General features: G+C 44.8%; 22 protein-coding genes. 14 read left to right on the forward strand and 8 right to left on the reverse strand.

Annotated elements, in window-relative coordinates; genetic code table 11:
- The first annotated feature begins 34 nt into the window (after positions 1–34).
- Positions 35–1,342, forward strand: a complete 1,308-nt coding sequence (locus AC5EF3_RS04175; RefSeq protein WP_493547142.1) for a serine hydrolase domain-containing protein — start codon at positions 35–37, stop codon at positions 1,340–1,342.
- On the opposite strand, the gene AC5EF3_RS04180 is transcribed toward AC5EF3_RS04175, so the two are convergent.
- Positions 1,339–1,812: an Lrp/AsnC family transcriptional regulator gene (locus AC5EF3_RS04180; protein ID WP_015828347.1), complete on the reverse strand. Its 474-nt coding sequence runs from the start codon at positions 1,810–1,812 to the stop codon at positions 1,339–1,341. The genes AC5EF3_RS04175 and AC5EF3_RS04180 overlap by 4 nt on opposite strands.
- Before the next feature lie 129 nt (positions 1,813–1,941).
- Between AC5EF3_RS04180 and ald the strand changes: the two genes are divergently transcribed.
- Positions 1,942–3,027 carry an alanine dehydrogenase gene (gene ald / locus AC5EF3_RS04185; protein WP_493547143.1) on the forward strand — a complete coding sequence of 362 codons (1,086 nt, stop codon included), beginning with the start codon at positions 1,942–1,944 and terminating at the stop codon, positions 3,025–3,027.
- Positions 3,028–3,060: 33 nt separating this feature from the next.
- On the opposite strand, the gene AC5EF3_RS04190 is transcribed toward ald, so the two are convergent.
- The 3 genes from AC5EF3_RS04190 to AC5EF3_RS04200 are packed head-to-tail and all read right to left on the reverse strand — an operon-like array spanning position 3,061 to position 8,245.
- A complete protein-coding gene (locus tag AC5EF3_RS04190; protein ID WP_493547144.1) occupies positions 3,061–3,969 on the reverse strand; it encodes a right-handed parallel beta-helix repeat-containing protein in 909 nt (302 codons plus the stop codon).
- 47 nt (positions 3,970–4,016) lie between these two features.
- The gene (locus AC5EF3_RS04195) at positions 4,017–4,931 is read right to left on the reverse strand and encodes a formylglycine-generating enzyme family protein (RefSeq protein ID WP_493547145.1); all 915 of its coding nucleotides are present in this window, start codon (positions 4,929–4,931) and stop codon (positions 4,017–4,019) included.
- A 2-nt stretch (positions 4,932–4,933) separates the two neighbouring features.
- Entirely contained in the window at positions 4,934–8,245 is a 3,312-nt protein-coding gene (locus AC5EF3_RS04200) for an amidohydrolase family protein (protein ID WP_493547146.1), read from the reverse strand.
- 501 nt (positions 8,246–8,746) lie between these two features.
- Between AC5EF3_RS04200 and AC5EF3_RS04205 the strand changes: the two genes are divergently transcribed.
- On the forward strand, positions 8,747–10,027 hold the full coding sequence (locus AC5EF3_RS04205; protein WP_493547147.1) for a putative porin: 1,281 nt from the start codon (positions 8,747–8,749) through the stop codon (positions 10,025–10,027).
- 38 nt (positions 10,028–10,065) lie between these two features.
- Here the strand turns inward: AC5EF3_RS04205 and AC5EF3_RS04210 are convergent, their stop codons facing one another.
- Positions 10,066–11,112: a PepSY-associated TM helix domain-containing protein gene (locus tag AC5EF3_RS04210; protein WP_493547148.1), complete on the reverse strand. Its 1,047-nt coding sequence runs from the start codon at positions 11,110–11,112 to the stop codon at positions 10,066–10,068.
- A gap of 179 nt (positions 11,113–11,291) precedes the next feature.
- Here AC5EF3_RS04210 and AC5EF3_RS04215 point away from each other — a divergent pair, with 179 nt between their 5' ends.
- From AC5EF3_RS04215 to AC5EF3_RS04245, 7 genes are all read left to right on the forward strand, one after another.
- The gene (locus AC5EF3_RS04215) at positions 11,292–11,756 is read left to right on the forward strand and encodes a Cif family virulence factor (protein WP_015828354.1); all 465 of its coding nucleotides are present in this window, start codon (positions 11,292–11,294) and stop codon (positions 11,754–11,756) included.
- A gap of 383 nt (positions 11,757–12,139) precedes the next feature.
- Positions 12,140–14,350 (forward strand): TonB-dependent receptor, encoded by a 2,211-nt coding sequence (locus AC5EF3_RS04220; protein ID WP_493547149.1) that lies wholly within the window; start codon positions 12,140–12,142, stop codon positions 14,348–14,350.
- Between the two features lie 65 nt (positions 14,351–14,415).
- Positions 14,416–15,096: a Fe2+-dependent dioxygenase gene (locus tag AC5EF3_RS04225; RefSeq protein ID WP_015828356.1), complete on the forward strand. Its 681-nt coding sequence runs from the start codon at positions 14,416–14,418 to the stop codon at positions 15,094–15,096.
- A 36-nt stretch (positions 15,097–15,132) separates the two neighbouring features.
- A complete protein-coding gene (locus AC5EF3_RS04230; RefSeq protein ID WP_015828357.1) occupies positions 15,133–15,834 on the forward strand; it encodes a MotA/TolQ/ExbB proton channel family protein in 702 nt (233 codons plus the stop codon).
- Positions 15,812–16,213 carry an ExbD/TolR family protein gene (locus AC5EF3_RS04235; protein WP_493547150.1) on the forward strand — a complete coding sequence of 134 codons (402 nt, stop codon included), beginning with the start codon at positions 15,812–15,814 and terminating at the stop codon, positions 16,211–16,213. Before AC5EF3_RS04230 ends, AC5EF3_RS04235 begins: the two co-directional genes overlap by 23 nt.
- Positions 16,210–16,629 (forward strand): ExbD/TolR family protein, encoded by a 420-nt coding sequence (locus AC5EF3_RS04240; protein ID WP_493547151.1) that lies wholly within the window; start codon positions 16,210–16,212, stop codon positions 16,627–16,629. Before AC5EF3_RS04235 ends, AC5EF3_RS04240 begins: the two co-directional genes overlap by 4 nt.
- The gene (locus AC5EF3_RS04245; RefSeq protein ID WP_493547152.1) at positions 16,626–17,384 is read left to right on the forward strand and encodes an energy transducer TonB; all 759 of its coding nucleotides are present in this window, start codon (positions 16,626–16,628) and stop codon (positions 17,382–17,384) included. The genes AC5EF3_RS04240 and AC5EF3_RS04245 overlap by 4 nt, the downstream gene beginning before the upstream one ends.
- A gap of 133 nt (positions 17,385–17,517) precedes the next feature.
- Here AC5EF3_RS04245 and AC5EF3_RS04250 read toward each other — a convergent pair whose 3' ends face one another.
- Positions 17,518–18,174, reverse strand: coding sequence for a cysteine hydrolase family protein (locus AC5EF3_RS04250; RefSeq protein ID WP_493547153.1), 657 nt, complete (start codon positions 18,172–18,174; stop codon positions 17,518–17,520).
- A gap of 478 nt (positions 18,175–18,652) precedes the next feature.
- On the opposite strand from AC5EF3_RS04250, the gene AC5EF3_RS04255 reads away from it, so the two are divergent.
- The 4 genes from AC5EF3_RS04255 (at position 18,653) to AC5EF3_RS04270 (ending at position 23,104) form a co-directional block, all read left to right on the forward strand.
- Complete coding sequence (locus AC5EF3_RS04255) at positions 18,653–19,975, forward strand: MFS transporter (protein ID WP_493547154.1); 1,323 nt, start codon at positions 18,653–18,655, stop codon at positions 19,973–19,975.
- A gap of 27 nt (positions 19,976–20,002) precedes the next feature.
- Complete coding sequence (locus AC5EF3_RS04260; protein WP_493547155.1) at positions 20,003–21,070, forward strand: LLM class flavin-dependent oxidoreductase; 1,068 nt, start codon at positions 20,003–20,005, stop codon at positions 21,068–21,070.
- Between the two features lie 162 nt (positions 21,071–21,232).
- Positions 21,233–22,615, forward strand: a complete 1,383-nt coding sequence (locus AC5EF3_RS04265) for a zinc-binding metallopeptidase family protein (RefSeq protein ID WP_015828364.1) — start codon at positions 21,233–21,235, stop codon at positions 22,613–22,615.
- On the forward strand, positions 22,616–23,104 hold the full coding sequence (locus AC5EF3_RS04270) for a flavin reductase family protein (protein ID WP_493547156.1): 489 nt from the start codon (positions 22,616–22,618) through the stop codon (positions 23,102–23,104). It abuts the gene before it with no gap.
- A gap of 161 nt (positions 23,105–23,265) precedes the next feature.
- On the opposite strand, the gene AC5EF3_RS04275 is transcribed toward AC5EF3_RS04270, so the two are convergent.
- On the reverse strand, positions 23,266–24,474 hold the full coding sequence (locus tag AC5EF3_RS04275) for an NAD(P)/FAD-dependent oxidoreductase (RefSeq protein ID WP_493547157.1): 1,209 nt from the start codon (positions 24,472–24,474) through the stop codon (positions 23,266–23,268).
- A gap of 171 nt (positions 24,475–24,645) precedes the next feature.
- Positions 24,646–25,482: a TauD/TfdA dioxygenase family protein gene (locus AC5EF3_RS04280; protein WP_015828367.1), complete on the reverse strand. Its 837-nt coding sequence runs from the start codon at positions 25,480–25,482 to the stop codon at positions 24,646–24,648.
- Positions 25,483–25,563: the final 81 nt, after the last annotated feature.

Consider the following 25,563-nt stretch of genomic DNA (forward strand, 5'->3'; position numbering starts at 1 on the left):
AAACACATATCTTTAGCGGCAAGGGCAGAATGCAATGAAACTATTTGGCAAAATATTTCTGGGTGTAATTATAATCCTTGCCGTTTTAGGATTGATCTTTCAAAAAAAGATCAAAGAGATCATAGCGGTAAAAGAATATGCTGCTTCATTTGAAGCGGATAAAATCCAATCCAATTTTCGTTCCATGCATGAGCGCTACCCTTCTCAAAAAATAGACGCTCCAGAAGATACGTTTGTTCTAAAAACAGACCTTAGAGATGACATTCTATCAATTCCTTATGTCTACAATGATGTAAAAAGTACCGTTGGTGAATTTATCTCTCGCACAGAAACAACAGGTTTCACCGTCCTGCAAGGCGATCAAATTGTTCACGAAGAGTACGGACTTGGCAATGATGCCACATCCAATGCTATTCAGATGTCTGTCACCAAGTCATTTGTCTCCACCCTTCTTGGTATTGCGTTAGAAGAAGGCTTTATCGATTCCGTCAATGACCAAGTTGTCAAATATGTGCCTGAATTGGTCGGCAGCGCATATGATGGTGTCACAATTGAACAAGTCTTGGAAATGTCATCAGGTGTGCGCTGGAATGAAGATTATGGCGATCTAAACTCTGATCTAGTACAGTCCATTGTTGCCGTACGCACAGGTTCTCTAAATGAATTTACTGCAAAAGTTCCTCGTGAAATAGAGCCCGGCACAGACACACGCTATGCCAGCATAGATACGCAAGTTCTAGGAATGGTCGTAGAAGCTGCGACCAAACAGGACTTCAAAACTTACTTCAAAGAAAAAATCTGGGACAAACTCGGCGCTGAAGGCGATGCATACCTTCTACAAGATACCGTAGGAACAGGACTGTTTTATGGTGGCTTGAATATACGCCTAAGAGATATGGCCCGTTTTGGAGTTCTAATGCTCAACCAAGGCGTAAATTACAAAGGCGAAAGCGTTGTTTCATCCGAATGGGTAAAGAAAGCGACGACACCGGATAAAGAACACTTAATGCCATTGAGTGCCACGGCAGATTCCTACCCTCGGTTTGGATACAAATATCAATGGTGGATCCCCAATGATTGGGACGGCGATGATTTTTCAGCCATAGGTATTTATGGTCAGTATATCTACATCAATCCAAGTAGAAATGTCGTAATTGCTAAAACATCTGCTTATAAAAATTATCTAATCGATGGCGGGTGGATGAATGTTGAAGCATTGGTTGTGTTCCAAGCAATAGCGCGTCACCTATCTACGGACTCAGCCCCCTCAATAGAGGCAGCATCAACTGAAATTAACGCAACTGAATTAGATGCTTCAGCTATTCTGGAAAGCACCGACTAATACGGTGCTAAACCGGCACTAACAGGTATTTGGTTGCGGCGGCACACTGTGCGCAAACCAAACCTCGACTGGAGGCGTTTTACACCTGGAAGTTTAGTTAAAAACGATCTGTGAAACGCCTCATATCCTTCCACGCCATTACACAAAACGCGCAGCAAATAATCGCTATCTCCAGACATCAAATTACACTCAAGCACTTGGTCAGATTTGATCACTGCTTTTTCAAAATCATGCAGTGTCGCCTCGGCTTGATCTTTTAGTTCTACTGAGACGAAAACACTTGTCGGCAACCCCACTTTTTCTTCAGACAATATAGCCACATATCGTTGGATGACCCCCCGCTCTTCCAATGCTCGAGACCTCTTATGACAAGCAGACATAGAAAGACCTACGCGTGCACCAATTTCTTGAAAAGATGCCCGTGAATCCTCCTGTAAACAGGCAAGAATTTTAACATCAAAGCTGTCCATATAAATAATCTCCCAAAAGCTAGGTTTACGGAAAAATTATACACACAAAACCCTGTAATTACTACTATTTTTCTAACTTTTATCTCTTATTTCAGGATAAAATAAGCCTATCATATAGGAGAAAATCATATGTTTGTTGGGATCCCAAAAGAAATCAAAACCAAAGAATTTCGTGTTGGTATGACACCGGCAGGAGTCAAAGAATTAGTGTCTCGCGGACACATTGTTTTTGTCGAAACAAATGCCGGTAACGGTGTTGGTTTTACAGACGAAGACTATTCCCTTTCAGGTGCAGAAATCCTACCAACTGCCGAAGAAGTATTTGCAAAATCTGAATTGATCATCAAAGTCAAAGAACCACAATTAAACGAATGCGCAATGCTCCGCAAAGAGCAGACAATTTTCACATATCTGCATCTTGCAGCAGATAAACCTCAAGCCGAGGCTTTGTGCGCATCTGGTTGTCTAGCTATTGCATATGAAACGATCACTTCCCCTAAAGGTCACCTACCCCTTCTTCAACCCATGAGTGAAGTTGCAGGCCGTTTATCTGTGCAAGTTGGCGCGACTGCTCTTCAAAAATCCAATGGTGGTTCGGGCCTACTTCTGGGAGGTGTTCCGGGTGTAGCACCAGCCAATATTGTTATTATCGGTGGCGGTGTTTCGGGTGAAAACGCCCTGCAAATGGCGATGGGTGCACGCGCAAATATTATTGTTTTTGAACGTTCCCTTGAAAAAATCGCAGAACTCGACCGCGTTTACGGTGATAAAGTCACAATTTGTTACTCGACCCCACTTGCTGTTCAAGAAGCGATTGCCAATGCTGATCTCGTTATTGGCGCGGTTCTACTTCCTGGTGCGGCAGCACCTCGCGTCATCAGTCGTGAAGATCTAAAATTGATGAAACCCGGATCAGTACTTGTTGATATTTCAATCGACCAAGGTGGTTGCTTTGAAACATCTAAACCAACAACACATGACAATCCAACATATGAAGTTGATGGTGTTATCCACTATTGTGTTGCAAACATGCCAGGCGGTGTTCCAAAGACATCAACACTCGCACTGACAAATGCGACCCTACCTTACATTTTGAAGTTGGTAGAGAATGGTCCACAAGCCGCAATCGAAGCTGATGCGCACCTTGCCAATGGTGTGAATGTAAACAATGGCAAGCTGACACATCCTGCAGTAATCGAAGCTCTAACAGACTAAATTTTATGAGATAAATCTCTGTTTACGCACCGTTCAATTCACTTGAACGGTGCCCTCACCTTCCTCACCAGTATCAGCTTCGTTATCTTCAAACTTCACTTCTGAAAGAATGATAGAACTCGCATCAGCAGCACGCGCTGCATAAGGGGAGTTTTGGCGTAAAACAACATTGCTGGCCGTGATCTTAGCTTCATTTTCCGTGTAAAGAGCATCATCCTCAGCGCGTTCAAAAAGGCTGTCAGTTACCGTCACAACACTTGTGTCGTATGCAGCAATCCCTGCGGATTCAATACCCACAATCTTACTGTCTGACATCACCATACGTGCTTCTTCTTCAAGCCAAACTCCCATGTGAGAGTCTGAGATGGAGAGATTTTGAACATTCAAAACTGCATCATTACGGCCAGTCAGCGACATTTTTTCAATATCTAGCATAGAAGCATTCTGTAAATTCACTTCACCGCCGATAACAAACAGCCCGTGACCATCATAATAGTCATCTTCGGCTTCACCATAGCGAAAACCTTCTATTGTCAAACCATCAATAGTCAGATCTGCGTTTACAGCCACCATCGCGCTAGACGCAAATTCATCATTTGGCTTAATGACGGCCCCGTCTTCAAACACAATCGTCAAAGCTTTATCTTCAGCTTTCAAAAACGCACGCACTTCAATGTCTTGAAATGGCGTATCTGAAAATGAAGATGCTATATAATCTCCTGGATGCACCAAAATCATTGAACCACTTTCCGCCTCAACGAGCGCAGATTGAAGTCCCGAACTACCTATCTTATCACAGGTAAATTCTTCGCTTTCTTCCACACAGACATTGATGCTAGTCGTTTCTTTCTGCGCAACTTCCACAGGTGCTTTCACCTCGTCATTACATGCAGTTAGCGCAAGACAAGACACACCAAGTGCAGCCGTAAAAAACCGCTTCATATGCTTATTCCTTTAAATGTACATTCTTTAGAATTAGGTGAGATAAACTAGTTCAAATCACGCGCGACTCGGAAACCGACCGTAAAATATCCATTGGCAAGCTTTCCCGGCAGCCGGAAGTGCGGGTCCATATATTCACCGCCATCAGCATATCCGCCGCCGCGTACCACACGTTCCACAGTATTCTCACATCCACTACGGATACTGCCATCAGCTGGCGCACCATCATAGCTCTCAGCAAAACAATCCGCTTGCCATTCCCATGCATTTCCTCGGATATCGTAAATACCGAAAACATCATTTGAAAACGAGCCCACTGGAGCAGTGTATTGCCACTGATCAGCACCCTCTACTTTACCGCCACAGCATTCCGACTGTCCTATATTAGCGACATTATGGGTAACTTCACCGTTCTCTTCCTCGATCCCGCCATGCGCAGCTAAATATTCCCATTCTGCTTCGGAAGTCAGACGGTAGGTTTGTCCTGTCTTTTCATTGAGCCACCCAATATATGCTTGCGTATCTTCCCAGCTGACGCACACAACAGGATGATCTGCTTCTTGTGGAAAACCCGGATTTTGCCAGTTGCGGCTCTCGCTGACATGCCAACTCTCAGTGTCAGTGTATATCATACACTTTTTCTCAGACACATAACCGGAATCTTCTATGAATGCGCGGAACTGGGCGATTGTCACCTCATGTTTTGCTATTTCAAAAGCATTGGTAAAACTCACCGTGTGTTTCGGACCTTCAACCATGCCATAGCCGCGATCTTTCCAATCCCCCATCTCGAAGGATGCCGGCTGTACAACCGACATATCTGGACATAATTCGCAATCACCTTGCGCCATTTCAATCGGCGCAACTGCTTGCATTTCCACCGTTTCAGTAGGTTGCTCTGTTTTAACTTCACACGCAGAGATCAAGACAATTGATGTCGATGCAATAAGTAGTTTTCTCATGATTATTCTCCACCCCATGCAGGGTTCCAGTCGATTCCATTGGTGTCTTGCAATTCCCAGTAAAACTTGGAACGCGGCTTCGCGTCAGGACCGATCTCCTGCATCGTTTCTGCATCAAATAGTCGACCATTAATCATCGTCATCGAAACAGAATTTGTGTTTTCAATGTTTTCCAGAGGGTTTTCATCAAGAACAATTAAATCAGCGAGCTTGCCTTCTTTGATAGAACCAAGCTGATGATCCAATCCAAAGGAGCGAGCACCATTTATTGTCGCCGCACGCAGAATTCTCTCTGGCGTCATGCCGCCCTGCGCCATCAGGATCATTTCCCAGTGGATAGCCAGCCCAGAAACCTGACCATGAGAACCAACATTCACTGGCACACCTTGGCGATCCAACTCTGCATATGTTCTCGCGACTGATCGGAACCCAACATCATAAACAGTGTCACTCGCTTTAATGCTGTGCATACATCTTACATGCAGTGGCGCGCCACCTGCTCCCGTAATAGGATTGTAAGAATTATTCACATCCGGCACAAAGTTCTTGATTTTAACTTCATCATCAAACTCAAAATTCTGGTAGATGTAGTTTTCTCCAAACAAAGCCCCAAAAACAACGATCAAAGTTGGTGTTGCTGAAACTTCAGAAGCCTTAAACAGCTCTTGCAAATCCTTATAATAGGTATCCACCGGCAAATTGTGTTCAAGGTTTGTATGACCATCCAGCAGCATACTTATATTCGTATAAAACTGCCCTGCTCCCTCAGCATCCACCATATACCCAGCTTCACGTGCTGCTTTAACCAACCACTGACGTTTCTGGCGCGATGGAAATTTGTAGGTTTTTAGTACAGATGGCCCCATGGCTTTTCGCAAAGTCATGATGTCTCGTGCTTCATCCAACGAATTAAACTCGTGATAGACACCGCCCCAGCGTCCTTCGACACCGTGGATAACTTGAGCTGATGAGAACCAACGCGGCCCCACAAGCTGTCCTGCAGCAGTCATTTCACCGGCTTCATAGCTAAGCTGATCATTGGAATATGGGTCAAAATTCGTTGTTACCCCATAAGCCAAAGCTGCATAGCGCCCAGCATGCTTTTGCGGCATAACATCTACGCCATAACAACAATCTATGTGGCCATGCGCGTCCAAAAAGCCCGGCATAATCGTTTTGCCAGTGATGTCTACAATCTGTGCTCCGTCTGGAATTGCAACATCCTCTTGGCGGCCAAATAGCTTGATTTTATTGCCTTCAACGACGACCACACCATTTTCTATGACATCCCCTTCAATTGGGATGACACGACCACCGACAAAAGCGAACAATCCTTTTTCCTCAGGTGCCTCAACGCTAAAGCCAAGATCAAGATCACATGTGGCTTCTGCTTTGGCTGGCAAGTTGATTTCACAAATTGTTGGCCCAAAAGTCCAACGTAGTGTTGAGCCATCATTGCTCCAGCTCAAATCATATCCACCAAGTGGCGCAATCATTTTCGCATTATCAGTATCTATTTCTGAAACTTCCCAAGCTTCATCTGACTTTTTAAATGGCGCAATAAAAAGGTCATTATTGTCTTTAAAAGCCAGCCATTTTTCATCTGGGCTAATGTCTAAATCGCGCACATTATAGCTGGTAGTGTAAGCGTGTTCCTCTTGGTTTTCACCATTGAGCGAAACGCTGAACAATCCTTCTTTCTTGTCGCGGCCGCGCCCAGCGCCAATATAATATAGCTTACTGTCATCTTTTGAGAATTGCAGCAGCTTGTCAGCTTCTTCGACGAAATCAATCTCTTCAGTTTCAAATGTATAGGTATAGATGCCTGCTTCTGGTCCCGGAGCACTCATGGAAGGGTCAGCTGGCATTATGCGATAAGCAAGCAATTTTCCCGAATGTGAAAATACGGGGTCGCGAATAGTGCCTGGCGTGGACACAAGCACTGTCTCTTGTCCGGTTTTCAGATCGCGATAACGTAGCTCGCTTCCCGTTTCGTCATCCCATGAAACATATACCAACTCATCACTGTCGAATGAAAGCGCGGGTTCAAACTCGCTTTTGTCCTCGCCTGTAAAAGCAGTGATTGGCGTGTCATTGGTCAGGTCTTTTTGCCAAAGCTTACTAAGCGCTCTGAAAACCACAATTTTATCGTCTGCAATCCAAACTGGATTGCGTATCGTCTTCACATCGACAGTTTCCGGCGCAAGATCTTGCTGAACACGGATTGGTGGTTGAATTTCATGTTTGGATGTCAGCTTAAAAGGAATTGTTGAAGCATCACCATTCTCCATGTCTATGCGCAAAATTTTTCCTTTGGACCAGATTGCAACATGGCGGTTATCAGGAAACCAAGCATAGGAAGGATAGTAATGCTCTTGCGGCAGGTAATCACTTTGCAGGTCGCGGCTTAACTCAGAATAGACCGGTGTCTGACGACGCGTTTCAGTGTCGAATGTGAACAGGACTGTCTGAGCTTTGTGACGACGAATAAAAGCGATTTTCTGTCCATCCGGCGACACTTCTGCTGTCGTCGCGCTACCAAAGCCAGATATGTATGGACGCGCTAAATGCCCGGGCTTGCGCTTATGGTGAAGCTTGCGTTTCTTACCTTTTCCATCGTTTTCACGACCCGCATCATAATGCCCTTTGGACTTGAGCTTTTCCATATCAATTTTCAATGGCGCTCGCATAACGTTGAAGTTTTTCAGCCCTGTGTTCACATAAACGTAATGATCCCCTCCCACGCGCTGCGTGTAGTAGAGGTATTCGCCATCTGGTGAGTAACGCGGCTCTTGCACATCGCGGCGACCGCCCGGTGCATCAACCATATGTTTTGGTTCGCTGCCATCAACATAATATTCCCGAATAGTCGAGGTATAGACCTTGCTAGCTTCCGGCTCCCGCACAACAGCAATTATCGCCTCATCAGATGGCGACCAAGCAGGAGATGATATAATATCACGCTCCTCAAAACTGATCTGCTTGCGTTTTTGGCCCTTAACGCTAGCTGTCCAAATATTATCATGACCTGAAGCGTCACTAATGTAAGCTAGCGTTTTGCCGTCACTGCTAAATTGAGGGCTTTTCTGAGTAGCTGGGCCAGATAGGATAGCTTTTGCTTCTCCGCCTTCCGCTGACATGATGTAAATGTCATTGAGCAAGTCAAACGCAATCCACTTTCCGTCCGGACTAATATCCAGACTCATCCAGCTTCCTTCTTCTAGCTCAAAACTAACATTCTTGGGTGTTTGCTCCGCATATGCTGTGCAAGCTGAAGCCCACGCAACAAATATCACAATAAACCGTAAAAACATCAAATCCTCCACAGCGATACAGCACAATTAGTTTTGTATCTCACCCTCCCCCGTATCATCATTCATGATTTTGCGTTTATTGTGCGCTTTTATACGGTGCGCCAATATATGACGCAGCAAGACATTTTATATGCTAATCAGCGTACCAACTCACACATAAGTTGCGTATCGAGCAAGCTGTGGTGAGTTATACACACCATTATAATTTATAGCGCCAAGCCTTATCTATTTTCTTCAAAATTGATGGTGACAAATCTATCCTTGGCACATGTGAGCTTTGCACCATCTGCAACGAAAATTCATTTCCCAGCAGCGACACATAAACAAAATATTATTGATATAAAACAATAATTTAAACTATATTCAGCAACCAAATATTTTGAACCACACGGCAAAAAAGTATGCTTTTAGGTTGTATTCAACAGACTTGAACCTGCACCGGATAGTCTCCTATCAACTTGCGTTCGACATGAGTTAAACACGTATAGTTGGAGTAAGAGAATGACGTATAAATTTGCAACACTGCTAGGCTTACTCAGTATTCTTCCAATGTCTGCTCAAGCACAAAACAACGTTACCCCGTCTGAGCTGCAATCAGTCCTTGCCGAGATTGAACACTTAAAATCCATTCAGGCAGAAACGCAGTCACGTATTTCAAACTTAGAAGCTTTGATACAAAACACCACTCGACAAGATACCCAACTCGACACTCTACCAGCCCAAAAGAACACTTCCCAAGAAACATTGCAGCAGGATCAAACGCCTAAACTTTTAGTCAGCGGAGACTTCTTTACACGGTTTGAAGGCAATTATAATTCGCCCAATAAAATCGATAGAGAGCGCGCCGTAATGCGGGCACGATTAAGGGGTGATTATCAAGTTTCAGATGCGATCAAACTTGGTGCGATGCTCGAAACTGGTGACCCTGATGATCCAAACTCTGGGTATCTGACTGTAGACGAATTTGCGGACGACCTACAAATAAGCTTAAGCCAAGCATTTATTGAATACTCAACTGACCTTGCGACTTTCAGGGCTGGTAAAATTCCAATGCCTTTTAAGAAGACCGACCTTGTGTGGGATGGAGATGTGTATCCAACCGGTCTCTCCCTGCAATCTGATCTTTTGGAAAGCGAAGCCCAAAAACTATCATTTTCAAGCCTTTTGTTTCTAATTGACGAGAATGCCACCGGCGAAGACTCATCAATGATTGGTGGTCAGCTTAGTTATGAAGCAAAGCTCGCATCCAATTACGCATTTGGCTTAAATGCAGCATATTACGACTACGAAATTGAAAGCATGGAAGGCGCAAACTCGGGAGATACCCGTGACAATCTTCTAGATGTCGACGGACAATATCTATCCGACTTTGATATTTTGGACGTTCTCGCATCCTTTAAATGGATCGGCCCCAACGAGAACTGGCCCATTAATTTAAACGCAAATATTGTTCAAAATTTTGGATCTGCAGTCGATGATGATACAGCCTATGGGGTCGATTTAAGCGTAGGGAAAACATCCGCGCCCAAGGATATGAAATTCGGCTATGGGTACGGACAAGCCGAAGTCGACGCTGTGTTTTCTGCCTTCTCAAATGATAATTTCAGATACGGCACAAATTACGAAGCGCACAAACTTTCGTTCGCTTACCAGCTCGATAAAATGATGCAATTGAGCGCATCAGTCTACCATTATCGCCGCTTAAATGAACTGTACTTAAAAACAGGCGAAGATACCGATTGGCAAGACCGAGTAAGGTTTAACTTCATCATCAACTTCTAATAAATTCGCCTGTCCGTAAAATTCGTTATCTTCTTGGTTTAATTTGCTTTTCGTTTAAACCAAGAAGATAGCCCAAGAAACATCATTACGAGCAACCAAATTCCAACCATAAAATTTAGGACACGGCCAGGAAGCCCAAGAATCTGACCTGTGTGCGCTGGATATAATGCATTGGCGAACTGCTGTCCGGCTCCCGCTTTCGATGCGTTTTTATTGAGTAGCACTTGACCATCGCCGCCTATACGCACTGTGGATGCACCATATAAACGCGGCATTTCACTGGGCGCTTTTACACGAACTTCGAAATAGTCCCGATGCGCATTTTTTGGTTTAAAGGCTGAGAGCGTCTCAAGGTCATAGAGAGAACTAACAACCTCAAGAGCTTCCCCTGAGTTGATAGTGCGACCTTCCGAAGATTGAGCGACAGTAGTCTCTGGTAAATCAGCTGCCACCCAAGAATCAACCACATCTGAATTTGACAAGAGAAACCCAAAAGTAACCAATACGATAGCCAATGGTGCACCCCATAAACCAATTTCCCAGTGTAGGCCCTTTAATTTAGCCACGCTTCCAGCTTTCCCAACCTTAGCCAGATGATTGAGCTTTTTGCGATGTTTCCAACCATACACGAATCCAAACACAATATTCGTAATCAACAGCACTGCTGAAACCGAGAAAATAATATACCCAAGCGCGCCAAGAAACATGTTTTTGTGAAATTGTGTGAGCGTCTCAAACAAAGCACCATCTGAATAAAGGTTTGAGTCTGGGCGATGCCTTAAATCCTCGCCTTCTCCATTCACACGCAGCGTATAGTCAGTGTCATCTTTGGTGTAATAAATATCAAATTGACCTTGTACCCCACCCGATGACCACATTGACCAAACAGTGGCACCATCACTTTGCAAGGCATCAATCCTTGCACCTAATTTTTCAGGAATAATAGAAGTTACCTCTGCTCCCAAGGCAAAGTCATCAATATTGCCTCGAAAACTAATCAGCGTACCCGTAACCGCTTGAAGGAGCCAAAACCCTGCGAATATTAGGCTCATCCATCTATGCGCCTTCATAACCCATTTCAACATCGCAATTTCTCCGTCAGTCTTGGATACAAGTTGCAATATTGCTCTCACACAAAACCAGACGCGATATAGACATCAAATTGATGCGCAATGGTGCATTAACCGCACCAGATAAGCTCCTGAACACATCTTCGGCAAGCGAGTTTTCAATTCTACCATGTCGTTTTCAGTGGAGCCTCAAAATGATTAAATTTGCCAAATCTTGTCGTTATTTAGCCTGTACAGCCATCCTTGCTGGACTCGCTGGATGTGCGAGTGTGACGAACCAATCTCCCGCGAGTATTGAGCAATCACTTATCGCAGCAGACAAAGCCTATGATGCGCACAATCTACAAAATGGATACAAATCCGCTTCTGAAGCATTTATCGATTTTGAAACAGCCTTCATGATCGAAGCTGGTGAAGGCTTCCTAACAGATGAAGCATCTATCATGGCAGAGCGCCAGCTGGATACTGCACCTTCCCCTGTTCACTGGGGCCCAATCGGTGCCATGGCTGCTGCCAGCGGCGACCTCGGCATAACTTGGGGCACCTTCTCCATCGACGATTCAACAACAGCTGGAAATTACGTCACGGTCTGGCGCAAAGTGAATGGTGAATGGAAGATAGTGACTGACGTCGCCGTTGATGATCCAGTAGCTGAATAAGCAACAATTCTAACTTAGAGATTACAAAAAACCTCCAACCTAGATTAGCTAGGTTGGAGCCATAAGGCCTGCTTCTACCACTAAATAACGCCTGAAACCGTTATACTTGAAATCACTTAAAAGCTGGAGAGGCACGACACTCCACGCACAAATTTCAAACAAAATTACGACACTAATCTGAAAGAATGGCAGCAAATTTTCGTTAGCTAATCAACAGCCCCATTCCTAAAACATAGACCAATTGGCTTTGTCTTAACCGAATCTAATTGTGTCCTTCTCAACACAAAACCCACACAAATTAAGAATAATTCGCAAAAGCACTTGATAAAAACCTATCTTGCAATTAGTTCGCATTTACACACAGTGTTTTAAAGGACGGGACTATGCAAAGCAAGGCAGCCAATAACGGCATTAGAAATTTCAATACGCTATTGGCGACAACAACTCTTGGGCTGGTGATGATTCCATTGACCGCTCAGGCTCAAACTCAGCCACCGGCTCAATCAGAACCCGTAGAAGTTGGCGAAGTCGCGATTGACACGACCGCATCTGAATACAGGGCTGAACCTGAATCTCCCAAATACACAGCGCCGCTAATTGATACGCCCCGCTCTGTTACTGTGGTGACAGAAGAAATTTTACAAGAAACTGGTGCAACATCGCTAGCAGACGCACTACGCACAGTTCCTGGCATTACCATGGCAATGGGTGAAGGTGGAGCGCCATTGGCTGACCGCCCATTTATTCGCGGTGCTGAATCGACAGCCGGTATTCTCGTCGACGGTCTACGCGATTCAAGCTCACAGTCGCGTGATACTTTCAATCTCGAACAGATTGAAGTTGTGCGCGGTGCCAGCGGACCGCTCGCTGGTCGCGGTGCAGCTGGGGGTAGCTTAAACCTGGTCACAAAAACGCCTAAAGCTGAAGACTTCATAGCAGGTTCTATTGGTGCCGGAAATGCCGATTATTTGCGTGGCACAGTCGACGTGAATAAGGCATTGACTGACAACCTAGCTGTACGGCTGAACCTGTTGGGACATGACTCAGAAATTGCTGGACGTGATGGCGTTTATGACGACCGTTGGGGAATAGCACCGTCCATTGCATGGGGCTTCAATGGTCCTACAAAAGTAACAGCAAGCTACTCTCATTACGAGTCTGACGGCATCATCGATTATGGTGTTCCACTCGATACCACGACAGGCAACCCCGTAGAAGGCATCAACCTAGACAATTTCTATGGGCTATTAAACCGTGACTTTCACGAGACGGAACTTGACTCAGGACAGCTAGAAATCAGCCATGACCTGAATGACAATCTACGCCTGCGCAATATTACGCGGGTTATGACGTCTAGCCTTGCATACATAGCCAGCAACCCAGACGATTCTCAAGGCAATGTCGTAAATGGACTAGTCTACCGAAGCCCAAAATCAACCAACTCAACCACAGACACCTTCACGAACCAAACTGATCTACAAGCTTGGTTTGACACAGGTTCTCTTTCTCACAGCCTGTCTACTGGTATTGAATTCACCAGTGAAGAAACCGACAGAGCGACCTATTCAGTTGATACAACAGCTCCCGGCGGTGTAAGCATTCCTCGAGGTGGTTGTGATCAGTTTGGTGCAGGTGAAGCAAGCGGGTATAATTGTACCGATCTTTACGCACCTAACCCAAACGACCCATGGGCTGGAACATATACACTTGGCACCCCGACCAACACAACTGCCGACACAATTGGAGCTTATATCTTTGACTCCATCACTGTCTCAGACAAATGGGTCGTGAACCTTGGCGTAAGAATGGATGACTTCGAAACAGAAACTTCGACTGATCTATCAAATTCCGAAACCATCATAAGCTATCAAGCTGGTGTTGTTTACAAGCCTGCTAATAACACAAGCGTATATGCATCCTTCGCCACAGCTGCCACGCCATCAGGTGTGACAATTGGTGATGGTGGCGACAATATCTCAACGACAAATCAGGACCTAAAACCTGAGCAAAACCGCAATTACGAAATCGGTGTAAAATGGGAACCCGGCTCAGGTGATATAGCACTAAACGCCGCCATCTTCCGTAATGAGATACTAGACGGCCACGTGGCAACTGCTGCAGGCCGCGGTGCTCCCCAACAAGCTATTGGTGAACAGCGTGTGGATGGTATCGAACTAAGCGCTTCAGGTAACATTACATCCAACTGGGGTATATTTTCAGGATACAGCTATCTGAATTCAGAAATCATTGATGCCGGCCCGGTTAATACCGACCAAGTTGGTAACAAGATGCCAAACACACCTGAACACAGCTTCACAATTTGGACGACTTACGACCTGTTTGAAAAAGCTCAGATTGGTGGCGGCGCAAGCTATATGTCTGAACGTTTCGGTAATACAGCAAACACAAAAAGTGTGGATGATTACTGGCGTTTCGATGCAATGGCATCCTACGATTTCACAGACAATATTGCCTTTCAGCTCAATATGAATAACGTGTTCGACGAACGTTATTTCGAACGTGTCTATTCCACACACATGGCAACAGTCGCGGCCGGACGAACTGTTATCGCAAGTCTGAAATTTAAATACTGATCCTTAGTTCAGGACCACCGTTTAGACACTGTGGTCCTGATCTTTTACTGACGAGTACAATGTAAATGCTGGTTCGAATACCGGACGTTTTATCCAAAACGCAAGTCTCCGAAATGCGCCATCTCATCGATGGCGCAAACTGGGTTGATGGGAATGTAACCTCTGGAAGTCAAGCTGCACTGGCAAAGCAGAATGAACAATTGGCTGGTGACACTTTGCAAGCCCAGCAAGCAGGTAATATCATTCTGGACGCACTCCAGACCAACCCACTCTTCATATCCGCAGCGTTACCACATAAGGTCTATCCGCCTTTGTTTAATCGTTATGCGGGCGGCCAGAATTTTGGCAATCATGTCGACAACTCAATCCGCCCTCTTCCAAATAGTGATTTTCGAATTCGCACAGACCTTTCCGCCACCCTGTTCTTAGCTGAACCTGATAGTTATGATGGTGGTGAGTTGATAATAGATGACACTTACGGATCGCATTCCATTAAGCTGGATGCAGGCGATATGATTTTGTACCCTTCCACGAGCCTGCACCGTGTCACACCAGTCACCCGTGGCGTAAGGGTTGCCTCATTCTTCTGGCTCCAAAGCATGGTACGTGATGATGGCCAGCGAACTCTTTTATTTGATATGGATAGGTCTATCCAAGCATTAACCGCAAGCAATCCTGACCATCCTTCGATCGTCCAGCTCACGGGCGTCTACCACAATCTCGTGCGCAGATGGGCTACTGTCTGATCTGCATTTAAATACCGTCGAGAAAGGCCATTAGAAATGGAACCGACACAAGCAATTATAGCCGACACTAGCAAATCAGGCGGTGCGCTCGACCTAATGATCACAGGTGGTCCCGTCGTATGGCTGTTGATCGTGTTGTCAATCATTGCGCTGACAATAATCATCTACAAGCTTATACAATTTGTTTTGCTGGGGATTGGAAAAACAGAGCATATCGAACGCGCAATTCAACTTTACCGTGATGGAAACAAAACCGAAGCGCTGGCAGCTGTTCAAGGAGCCAAAGACCCTACTTCCATAGCAGTGGCAACGGCTATTCGTGGCAATATGCGTCCAGATGCAAGCGACGAAATCGTCCGCGAAGAAGTCGAACGCGTTGCAAGTTTAGGCATTTACGGACTAAAATCACAAATTAGCATTCTAGACCTGATCGGCTCACTTTCTCCTCTTCTCGGCCTATTGGGAACCGTCATGGGAATGATCCAAGCATTTCGCGCCATGGAAGCCGCGGGCCGCAACGTCGATCCAGCCATCCTATCTGGCGGTATCTGGGCAGCCCTTTTGACCACTGCTGCCGGGTTGATCGTGGCAATACCCGTTGTGGCAGTTTCCAGTTGGTTTGAACGCGCAATTCAACATACGGCACACCGTACTGAAGACGCTGTGACTCGTATCTTTACACCTGATCTGACGCACCGCAATGAGAACATCTCCAATGAAATTCGCGCAGCTAAATAACAAGCCATCCAGTTCACGTATTTCGATGACGCCACTGATCGACGTTGTCTTCATCCTTTTGTTGTTTTTCATGCTAACCTCTACATTCGTGGTACGGCGTAATATGGACCTAGCAACACCCTCCATTTCATCAGTGACAGATACGACTGACGAAGTAATCCGTCTTGAGCTGAACAAGGACGGGCTGACATTTGAGGGACAGTTATTAACGCTAGATGATATTCATGACTTACTGAATGCACGTCTTACTTCTGGAGATCCTGTTAATCTGTCCATAGGTGAAGGCGTGCCATTGGCCGCGACTGTGGAAGTCATGGACGCCTTAAAGGCATCCGGAGGACGAGCTATTGCACTGCAAACTGTGGAGGTTACACAATGAAACTTTCCACCAGTCAGAATACTGCACAATCAGCGAGCATTGATGATCGCATTATGCCTCTAATCAACATTGTTTTCTTGCTATTAATTTTCTTCCTTGTGGCAGGTGTTATCAAGGATGTAGAGCCAGTAGAAGTTGATCCTCCCGCTTCCATTGCGGAAATTGAAAGTAAAAACTCAGACTTAACGATTTTCATCGCTGAAAATGGCCAACTCGCTTTAGATGATGATTTGCTTGATGATACCATTTTCAAAACGAAGTTAACTGCCATAATCACCAACCATCCTGAAAAATCTGTACGGATCGTGGCCGACAAGAACATTGATTCCACGAAGGTAATCGACATATTGGAAACGCTTCGTCAGGCTGGGTCATCACAGGTAAAACTCACCACGCGTGTTAAGGAAGCACCATGAACCAGAAACATATTATCTGGAGCGTTGCTTTTGCAGGCGCAGTTATTGCGCATAGTGCTGCATTGTTGGGGTTTTCTTCTTCGCCAAGTGCTGCGTCGCCGGCATTACCCGTTGTTGAGCATGAAATACTGCTAATGCCTTTAGGTTCTCTAGAAGGCGCGATCGAAGAGCCCACTGAACCAGAGCAAATTGAAGAACCACCTGCACCACCACCTCCACCAGCGCAACCGCCACCCAAACCATCACTCAAGCCGGCTACGAAAGTTCCAACCACTACCGCTCCCATTCTCCCCCCCGCAGAGCCAATAGTAGCAAGTACACTGACTGCTGTACCTGAACCGACAGTGACACAAGCAATTTCGGCTTCCACTAAGACAACGGCACAGCCAGTTAAAACTGGAGGAAACACAACTGCAAACAAAGCTTCGAAACCACCAAAATTCGGAGTTCCCAATGGCGTTAAAAAAGAGCAAGCGAGCTATGCTGGACTGCTTCAAGCTTGGTTCCTCAAACACAAAAGATACCCGCACCAAGCGCGTGCACGCCATCAAGAGGGTGTCGTGAAGGTTTGGTTCAAAATAGACCAACAGGGCAATATCCTAGAAAAGCGAATCGAAAAAAGTTGCGGTTTCTCTATTTTAGATAAGGCAACCCTAAGCCTATTGCAGAAGGCCTCCCCCGTCCCTGCACCACCTCAAAAGCTCCTCGCTACCGACTTAACCTTTGTCGTGCCAATTGCTTTTACAATCAAATAGATAAACATTTAAATGTATGACCTACAGAAATTTCGTCACGCCTTGATATTAGAAATTTGCTTGAATTTCAGCCCAGTAAAGTCCATTTAACTTTGGTCAGACATCGCCGTTTGAGATGTTTCTTTTATAGAATTCATATTTTCCAACTTGCGAGAACATCCTCAGTACGGATTAATAAGGCGAAGTTTTTCTGCATAATTTCAAGAGCACTTAGATGAAGTTCAGGTTCATAAGCAGAGCAAGCGTCTGAAACAATAAATGTATTGAAATTCCTATGGAATGCGTCATTAGCTGTCGAAAATACGCAGCAATCAGTTGTAAACCCAGTAAATAACATTGTATCGATGCCCTGTTTCCTAAGCTTGCCTTCAAGTTCAGTGTCATGAAAGCCATTGAACATAAGTTTGGGTATCTCGATATCTCCAATTTCTGGGAAAATGCGGTAATAAACGTCCCCTTCACCCTTGCGACAAATTGCTTGACCACCGGGCATTCCACGACGCTCATACAATTTTTTGACCGCTTCTGAATCCGTTTCCGGCGACGTCACCACTCTCATGTGAACAACAGTCACACCAACTTTCCTTGCCGCTTCAACCAATTTCTCGATACGGTTAATAGTGGGTTCGACAGTTGTCATATCTGCCCCATATTGAGCAACCAGCCCATCGGGTGCGGTAAAATCCTTTTGAACATCTACCACTGTAAGACAAGTCTTTGACGGTATAATCATACCATTGAGTTGGTCCGATGCGATATGTGGCAGCTCCGAGGCTAACTCATTCATCATTGGAATTCCATTTGCTGGCGAGCGATATAGGTAAACTTCAATGCAATGAAATGTAAGCCTATTGACCATCACTGCTTGATATAATGCGTTCAAAAACTTGATATTGGGTGTTCTCAAAGCACTTATTACTCTTTCCAATAGCAAAAAGTGGCAACAAATCAGATCGCTATCAACATCCAGCCATCTAAATTACTGAGGCTATACTGCTATAAACGAACCGAGCAACCTCAAGTGCCCCAAGCCTAACTCCTTCATCTTTTCAAGCAATAGGCCGTATAGCTACACCATCCCCAGATCTACCTGAAAGAGAACAGCCCCCCTTCATTGCGATCACAACTTTATCCCGCCGTGTGCTCTTGGACACAAAACAAATAAAATTTTGTGCGCTGAGAAACAAGAACCTCTCTGGTCAGCATGTCAGGTTAAAAACCAGAAAGCGGTCTGATTAGGCACGCTAAGATCCTACAGGATGGACAACATGTCGAACGGCATTTCCATGAGTGCGGGCAGTAAACTTGGGGCGCTTGGCACTCTCGACCTTCTAATTAACGCTGCAACTTTTTGTTCGTTGGGCGTCATCCTGCCTAGCATGGTTCAGGAATTACACTGGAATTGGTCAACCGCAGGTCTAGGCTTCACCATTCTCGGCGCTTGCGCAGGCGGCTCATCGATGGTGCCAAGATATTTGATTAGAAAATTTGGAGTTAGAACCACTATTGGAGCTGGTGCAATTCTAATGTTCTTTGGTTTCCTGCTATTATCCAAAACGACAAATTTGCTTCACTATTATGCCGGCGCTGCAATGTGTGGTGTGGCCTACCAATCAATGACGATGATACCTGCAACTTTCGTCATAACGCGCGTATTCAAACATACATCTACAGCTATCGGGATATATGCTACTCTGGGAGCTCTAGGAAACGTCTTAGGTCCTTGGATGGTGCTAACTACCTTGGGCGTAGAAGGAGAAACTTGGCGCTCATATTGGATGTATCAAGGTGTAATTATCTTAATCCTTGGTATCGCGACTGCTATCATTATCGGCTTCCAAGGTGAGTTTTCAAAACCCGCTGCCTCGGAACTTGATGAAGAGAAAAATAAGCCTTCGCCACTGCCGCCTCCCCCTAAGCATCTTTTTGGAAAGATCTACCGTACAGACACAGACTGGACCCCAAAACAGGCCATGGCGACGCCTCAGTTTTACATTCTGTTTGCAAGTTACGCTCTGATAACAATGTGCTTAATTACAATTACGAGCCTGTCAGTTGCACATCTGACGGAAAATGGCGTCTCGAACAGAATGGCAGCAGGTATGCTAAGTTTGGAAGCGTCGGTTGCAGTCATAATGCGAGCCGTTTCTGGATACCTTGGTGACCGAATGGAGCCAAAAAAATTACTTACTGCAGCACTATTAACAACCTCAATTGGTACATTACTGCTTGCAAACTTTCATGAGGACCATTCCCTCTTTGTGTATGCGATAGGTACCGGCATTGGATTTGGAACGGTTCAACTGTGCTGCACTATCTTGTTGCTCAATTACTTTGGCAGAAAATACAATCTTGAACTATTTTCAACCATGTTACTTGGCGGTGCGATTTCCGCGTTCGGGCCTTTAGTCGGCGGTATTATTCGCGATACAACAGGCAGTTTCGTTCCAGTATTCTTGATCCTATTTGTACTCAGTTTAGCAACAGGAATAATGACGCTCTTCATGCGCCCACCTGTGTTGAAACCATCCTCAGAAAGACAATTTCCAGAGAACGAGCCTTACGCTCAGACTGCTGCGACTAACAACTAATAAATTAGATATCCGGAGAAATGTTCAATGTCCCTTCCAGATAAAATGTTTGGCGTATTTCTTCCAATAGCCAATGGCGGTTGGATCATTTCAAACACAACGCCAGAACTTAATGGCCTGTATGAGCAAAACAAAAAGGCTGCTCAACTCGCGGACAAAATTGGGCTAGACTTCATAATGTCTATGTCAAAATTTCGAGGTTTTGGTGGTGAAACAAACCACTGGGGCGTATCGATGGAATCCATGACTATGATGGCAGGTTTGGCAGAGGCAACCGAGAATGTGAAGGTTTGGACAACAATGCATTCTCTTCTTCACAATCCCGCTGTCGTCGCAAAAATGGTAACAACGCTCGATCACATTTCGAATGGCCGTGCCGGTTTGAATATTGTTTCTGGTGCCTACATCGATGAATTCAAGCAGATGGGGGCTTGGCGCGAAGATGTAAACCATGACGAACGCTATGATCTTGCAGACGAATGGATCACAGTCATTAAAAAATTATGGAGTGAAGATCACATCGATTTTGATGGTAAATACTTTAAAATGGAAGATTGTGAACATGCGCCTAAACCAATCTCTAGACCACGCCCCGACATTATCTCTGCAGGTCAATCCGACCGCGGTTTAAACTTCGCAACAAAACATGCTGATGCTTGTTTCATTGCAGGAAGAGACATGGACCAACGCCTCTCTTATAGTCGTCGTGCACGTGAGATAGCTGATGAAAACGAGCGCACAATAAAAGTGTGTTCGATGTGTACCGTCATCCATGACGACACCGATGAAAAAGCTCTCAAACGTCTTCAAAAATATGAGGAAGGCCGAGACATGGGTGCCATCATGAAACAGATGGAAAGCTGGGGGCTGCAAGGCGACAATCTTTTGCAATCAGCGAAAAAAGCCGGATGTAGTCAAAACCATACCGTTGTAGGCTCTCCTGAGACCTGTCGACAAAAAATTGAAGAACTCGTTGAAAAATGCGAAATTGATGGTGTCATGTTGATTTACCCAGAATACGAAGAAGGTCTAGAAATGACAGGGACCGAAATTCTGCCTCACTTGCGCCAACGCTATTCTGCATTAGTAAGTTAAGATTAGCGCAACCATAAAATCTGACAAATTGAGCTATCATCTATACCCGCTTTGTCGGATTTTAATCCGCACATTATAAAATTCCGCCTGAGTTACGGCTATGGCTGAGCTAAAGCTGACCCATAAAACGAATTTACCACCCCTAGGCAAGAGTCACAAAAAATGCCCACTGAATTTAGCAATATTATCGAAGCCCCTTTTGCGATAAGCGAAGAAGACAAAATTCGTCTTGAACAAGCTATCGATAGCGAAGAATTGACTAAATTAGCTCTTGAACTGGGAAATATCCCTAGCCCAGCAATGGGAGAACTTCAGGCTGCAAATTTTGTTCACGATTGGCTTACAGAAGAAGGATTTCGGCCTCGTAAAGTAGGTGCCACCCCAGAGCGACCAAATGTGGTTGCGACTTATGGCGGCTTTGGTACAGGAAAAAACCTACTTATGGCGGCACATCTGGATACGGAAAGCCCGATGTGGGATGCCCAACTTGACTCTTACAAATTTAGACCCGAGTCACTTGAAAACCCTGAGTGGAACAATTGTTGGTTGGAAGATGGAAAATTTCATGGATACCCAATATCCAATGACAGAGGACCAATGGCTTGCTTCTTAATTGCGACCAAAGCGCTCAAAAAATGTGGAATTGAGCTAGCAGGTAAACTTCAAATTGTTGCGACTCCTGGAGAAATTGGACCCGAACCCATAGAAGAAGCTGAAGGCGTTGGGTATATGGGGAAAGATATTGGCGCAAGCTATGTCTTCCACCATGGCGGTGTGTCCCCTGATTATGCAATAGCAGCTGAAGGCTGTGACTTTGGACTCACTTGGGTTGGATGCGGATATGTCGTTTATCGCATTCGACTTTTTGGTGAAGCCATATTCACACCGACCATTAATCACCCAGAAAAAGCCAGCGATCACCCCAACCCTATCTACAAGCTAGCGGGTGTGCTTCAGCCACTCTTGGACTGGAGCAAGAATTACGAAGAGAACGCTAAGTACGAATGTGAAGGTGGAACTGCCCTACCCAAAACACAAATATCATCTATCCGCGCCGGTGTTCCTCACGCATTTGGAGCTGGTACGGAAGTATGTTCGCTATATTTAGAGGTTGGGCTTCCCCCGAACCAAAAGCAAAGCGAAATCTTACAAAGCCTAGAATTACACTTGCGCGCAACATCCGACCTTGATTTCGAAATAGAACCCGTTGTCGTAAGGCTTGGACAAGAAGCAAAAGATGATGAAGTTGCACCATTGGTGGGAGCTGTAAATGAAGCCACTAAACTGACACTTGGCGAGCAAGTTAAGAGAGCTGACCCGATATATTCGAGCATGTGGAGAGATCACAATTTATTCAACATGCATCGCATTCCATCGATAACGACAGGTATGCCACGCTGGAGACCAACTCCAGAAGATATGGCCAAGAGTGCTCTCATCTACGCCTTAACAGCCATTGCTGTGTGTGGGAAAATATCCAGTGAAGATAAACTTACCAGAAAATCAGCTTTATGGGGTGAAACAAACCCATTGGACAAACGTTAAATGGATAAAATGGCTTCATACACTTCAATGGAATTTCGCACTGCCATGGGCTCATTCTTGAGCGGGGTAACAGTTGTGACAACACAAAAGTCTGACGGATTACCAACAGGTGCTGCCGTAAATGCCTTTAGTTCCATTTCGTCATCCCCTGCGACTCTAATGGTAAGTTTGGACCACAACAGTCGAACACTGGGTTTTATAAAAGAAAGTAAGGTATTTGGTGTCAACATTTTAGCAAAAAATCAGCTGGATATTGTGCGTCATTTTGCTTCAAAAATCGACAACCCATTTGGAGCCACCCCTCACCGGATCATGGCATCTGGTGCACCAATTATCGAAGACTCATTGGCTTGGTTCGAATGCTCTATAGCAGATATATTTAAATCAGGGGACCATGACATAATCATCGGTCACATAACGAGCCTCTATTCAAACCCTGAACTTTCTCCACTAGGATACTTTCGAGGTGAACTTCTAACGACTGTATAATGAAGTGAGATAAAATCAAAAGCTAAAAATTATTAATTCAGCCTATTCCTTGAAGTGAAAATCTCAGTCACCCTTGAATAGAAAATTGTAGACTTAAAGATGGTGAATTTCTTTACTAATAGCTACTACCGAAATGATATTCCTTGCCCTAGCAGCATTGTTTATAGCAACTCTTTCAAGCTCAATCCTGTGTCAGATATCTTCCACTTATCTATGACTTTCTGAGATTGAATTAGCTTTTTTCCAACCATAAAATCGGGTGGGGAATTTATTGCGTCTACCGCCAGAAGTTTATCTCCTAAGAAGTACCAAACAGAAAATTTTTCATCACAAAGATTGCCACGTATAATCGATTGATCAAAGCCCCCAAGCAAGCCAGCAGTTTGCAATTTCAAATCATTTTGATCAGACCACAACCAAGGAACATCGACCCGAGGGCGAGGCAATTGCATAATAGATGCTGCTGTAAGATTCCCTTGCTCAATTGCGTTATGAACACTCTCAAGTCGATGGTGGCCTCCCAATTGAGCAATTGGACGTGCTGCACAATCTCCTGCCGCCCAGACACCATCGACAGAAGTCTTTGCATCTTCATCTACTAGGATACCATTTTTACAAGCAATGCCGGCACTCTCAGCGATTTCAGAATTAGGTCGTATTCCTACCCCCATCAACACGATATCAACAGAGACCTCGCCATGATGTTCGGTCTGAATGCCACAGACATGCCCGTCACGACCTTCAAACCCCACAACTTTGGCACCAAAATGAAATGTCACACCATTCTTAGTGTGATATTGAGTCAAAAACTCTGCGACTTCCACTCCAGATACGCGTGTGAGTATCCGGTCTGCAGCTTCAAAAACACTCACTTCCATGCCATATCCAGAACAAACAGCTGCCGCCTCAAGCCCAATATATCCGGCACCAACAATGGCAATTTTTACACCTGGTTTGATATAGGGACGCAGAGCATCAACATCTGAAATCTTACGAAGAGACATGACCCCATTCAAATCTTTCCCTTCGACGGCAAGGACATGCGGGTCTGATCCGGTTGCGAACACAAGTTTTTCATACTCAATCTGTTCACCCGACGACAATATGACCGTGCGCATTTTGCAATCAACAGCATGCACATGGCTATTCATTTTCAATAAAATATTGTTCGTTTCAAACCAAGAAAGTGGCTTTAAGTGCAGACGTTCGCAATCACTTTCTCCTTTAAGGTAGGCTTTTGATAAAGGTGGGCGCTGATAGGGAGGATGTGCTTCCTCACCTACCAACACAATTGCCGTTTCTGAGCCATATTTCCTGAGAGATATTGCGGTTTGTATCCCTGCCTGACCTGCTCCTATAATCACAATCATACCATTCTCGACCTAACAATATTTCTTAAAATTATTTAAAAGCAACAGCTTATAAAGTTAAAGAACATTACTAGAAAGGCGATTGTGCGCAATAAATCAAATGGATACAGACGTGTTTAGACAACATTTCGAGCATAAAAGATCAAATTGCATCAATGAAGGGTTATTCGACTAAGCAGACAATTTTTCACCAGCAACAGTCACACGAAATCCAGACCGAACATTTGGAAAATAATCCCAAACGGCTAAGTGTTGCACAGCCAAATTATCCCACATCACGATTGAATGAGGCTCCCAAGTAAAACGCATTTGAAAATTGGGATTTTTGATATGATCAAAGAGAAAATTCAAAATTGCATCGCTCTCCTCTTTTGGTAGTCCTTCGATGTAAGTGGTGTTCGAGGAGTTGACGAATATGAATTTTTTACCGCTTCGTGGATGGCGCGCGATGACTGGGTGAATAGTCGCTGGATACCGCTTATCATAATCTTTAAACAAGCGATGATACACAGGATTACTATCATGCATAGCATATAAGCCATCTAGATAATCCTTCATCTTATCCGATAATGCATCATACGCTTTAGTCATGCTGCAAAAACATGTATCTCCTCCAGTTTCTGGAACGGTGTGCAGATAAAGAATGGAACCGAGCGGAGGTTCATCACTCGCACTTAAATCCGCATGCCAATTCTCGCCTGCTACATATTTCGAATCTGCATCTGCATGAATAGCAACAATTTCAGGATGCTCCTCAATTCCAGGAACAGCAAAGTGGATTGCTAATGGTCCATATATTTTGCCCATAGTCTTGTGAGCTTCATGACTAATTTCTTGATTACGAAACCCTAGCACTTGATATTGGGTCAATGCTGAACGCAATTCTTCCGCAGCCTCGTCCCCGATAGCTTGCTCCAAATCAATGTCAGACAGTTCAGCCCCCATATAGGGAGTTAAACGTTTCACTGAAAAACTCTGATATTTTTTCTTTTCCGAAGATTTAGACACAAAGCTTGCCTTTCTTATAAACGACCTATTTGACAAGATGATAAAACTACAACGATTACGCACCGCCCTTGGAACAAGAAC

Source organism: Hirschia sp. (genome assembly GCF_058892565.1).

Coding starts and splice junctions, on each gene's coding strand:
- AC5EF3_RS04175 (WP_493547142.1), top strand. CDS start 35: ATGAAACTATTTGGCAAAATATTTCTGGGTGTAATTATAATCCTTGCC.
- AC5EF3_RS04180 (WP_015828347.1), bottom strand. CDS start 1,812: ATGGACAGCTTTGATGTTAAAATTCTTGCCTGTTTACAGGAGGATTCA.
- ald (WP_493547143.1), top strand. CDS start 1,942: ATGTTTGTTGGGATCCCAAAAGAAATCAAAACCAAAGAATTTCGTGTT.
- AC5EF3_RS04190 (WP_493547144.1), bottom strand. CDS start 3,969: ATGAAGCGGTTTTTTACGGCTGCACTTGGTGTGTCTTGTCTTGCGCTA.
- AC5EF3_RS04195 (WP_493547145.1), bottom strand. CDS start 4,931: ATGAGAAAACTACTTATTGCATCGACATCAATTGTCTTGATCTCTGCG.
- AC5EF3_RS04200 (WP_493547146.1), bottom strand. CDS start 8,245: ATGTTTTTACGGTTTATTGTGATATTTGTTGCGTGGGCTTCAGCTTGC.
- AC5EF3_RS04205 (WP_493547147.1), top strand. CDS start 8,747: ATGACGTATAAATTTGCAACACTGCTAGGCTTACTCAGTATTCTTCCA.
- AC5EF3_RS04210 (WP_493547148.1), bottom strand. CDS start 11,112: ATGTTGAAATGGGTTATGAAGGCGCATAGATGGATGAGCCTAATATTC.
- AC5EF3_RS04215 (WP_015828354.1), top strand. CDS start 11,292: ATGATTAAATTTGCCAAATCTTGTCGTTATTTAGCCTGTACAGCCATC.
- AC5EF3_RS04220 (WP_493547149.1), top strand. CDS start 12,140: ATGCAAAGCAAGGCAGCCAATAACGGCATTAGAAATTTCAATACGCTA.
- AC5EF3_RS04225 (WP_015828356.1), top strand. CDS start 14,416: ATGCTGGTTCGAATACCGGACGTTTTATCCAAAACGCAAGTCTCCGAA.
- AC5EF3_RS04230 (WP_015828357.1), top strand. CDS start 15,133: ATGGAACCGACACAAGCAATTATAGCCGACACTAGCAAATCAGGCGGT.
- AC5EF3_RS04235 (WP_493547150.1), top strand. CDS start 15,812: ATGAAATTCGCGCAGCTAAATAACAAGCCATCCAGTTCACGTATTTCG.
- AC5EF3_RS04240 (WP_493547151.1), top strand. CDS start 16,210: ATGAAACTTTCCACCAGTCAGAATACTGCACAATCAGCGAGCATTGAT.
- AC5EF3_RS04245 (WP_493547152.1), top strand. CDS start 16,626: ATGAACCAGAAACATATTATCTGGAGCGTTGCTTTTGCAGGCGCAGTT.
- AC5EF3_RS04250 (WP_493547153.1), bottom strand. CDS start 18,174: ATGATGAATGAGTTAGCCTCGGAGCTGCCACATATCGCATCGGACCAA.
- AC5EF3_RS04255 (WP_493547154.1), top strand. CDS start 18,653: ATGTCGAACGGCATTTCCATGAGTGCGGGCAGTAAACTTGGGGCGCTT.
- AC5EF3_RS04260 (WP_493547155.1), top strand. CDS start 20,003: ATGTCCCTTCCAGATAAAATGTTTGGCGTATTTCTTCCAATAGCCAAT.
- AC5EF3_RS04265 (WP_015828364.1), top strand. CDS start 21,233: ATGCCCACTGAATTTAGCAATATTATCGAAGCCCCTTTTGCGATAAGC.
- AC5EF3_RS04270 (WP_493547156.1), top strand. CDS start 22,616: ATGGATAAAATGGCTTCATACACTTCAATGGAATTTCGCACTGCCATG.
- AC5EF3_RS04275 (WP_493547157.1), bottom strand. CDS start 24,474: ATGATTGTGATTATAGGAGCAGGTCAGGCAGGGATACAAACCGCAATA.